The 1,133-nt window shown below is 68.4% G+C and carries 1 protein-coding gene; it reads right to left on the bottom strand.

The window, feature by feature from the left end:
• A partial coding sequence (locus tag J9611_RS21400; protein WP_211883274.1) for a discoidin domain-containing protein occupies positions 1-1,133 on the bottom strand: 1,133 nt, incomplete at both ends.

Genomic DNA, 1,133 nt, shown 5'->3' on the forward strand with positions numbered 1-1,133 from the left:
TGGTAGCCGCGGGCGATCTTCATGTCCGGCCCCGGGCTCCAGGCGTTCGTCGCAGGATTGTACAGGCTGGTTTTCGAGCTGCTGCTGCCGCCGCTGACCAGGATCCTGCCATCCGGTAGCATCGAGACCCCGGGGCAGAACATGTCGTGACCGGTGTTGGCCACCTGGGCCAGGCTCACCTTGCCGGTGGTGAGGTCCAGGATGGACGTCTGAGTGTAGCCCCTGTTGCCACCGTAAGCGGTGGGGGAATAGGCGGACCAGGCCAGCAGCTTGTTGCCGGGCAATAGCGCCGCCGCGACCGGGACGATCGGGAAGCTGATCGTCGGACCCCAGGAGCCCTGCGACGGGCCGAGGAGATTGATCTCCGCGGCGGTGCTCCACGGACCGCGGTTGCCGGCCTCAGTGGTCGCCGTCAGCCGGACGTACCGGGCGCTCACGGCGGTGAAGTTCACCGTCTTCTCCGCGCCGGTGTCCGGCCAGGCGCCGCTGGCGACCACGCTCCAGGAGATTCCGTTCGTGCTGACTCCGATCGAGTATTTGCCGACCCGCCCGTTCGGGAGGTCAGAACGCGGGAGGTAGCGGAAACCCGAGATGCTTCGCGTCGCCTTGGTGTCGATCGTGATGCTGTGCGGCAGCGGCGCGGCCGGCGCCGGGGACCACCTGCTGTGCCAGAACGTGGCAGCATTGCCGTCGAGCACATTGCTGGCCCGGCCGTTCTCGCGGAGGACCTCTTCATCGCTGGCCGAAGCCGTCCACCCGGTGCGGGGCAGCACGCCGGTTGGAGGCGCGGATTGCCCGGCGACCAGGTTGATCTCGGCAGCCGAGCTCCACGGGCCACGGTTGCCGGCCTCGGTGGTCGCGGTCAGCCGGACGTACCGGGCGCTGACCGCGGTGAAGGTCACCGTCTTCTCCGCACTCGTGTCCGGCCAGGTCCCGCGAGCCACCGGGGTACCCCAGGTGGTGCCGTCGGTGCTGACCTCGATCTCGAAGCTGCCGACCCGCCCGTTCGGGAGGTCAGAACGCGGGAGATAGCGGAATCCCGAGATGCTTTGCGTCACTTTGGTGTCGATCGTGAGCGTGTGCGGCAGCGGGACGGCAGGTGCGGTCCACTTGCTGTGCCAGAAGGTGGCGGC

Origin of the sequence: Pseudarthrobacter albicanus, from assembly GCF_018224015.1 — a bacterium.
Lineage (GTDB): Bacteria > Actinomycetota > Actinomycetes > Actinomycetales > Micrococcaceae > Arthrobacter > Arthrobacter albicanus.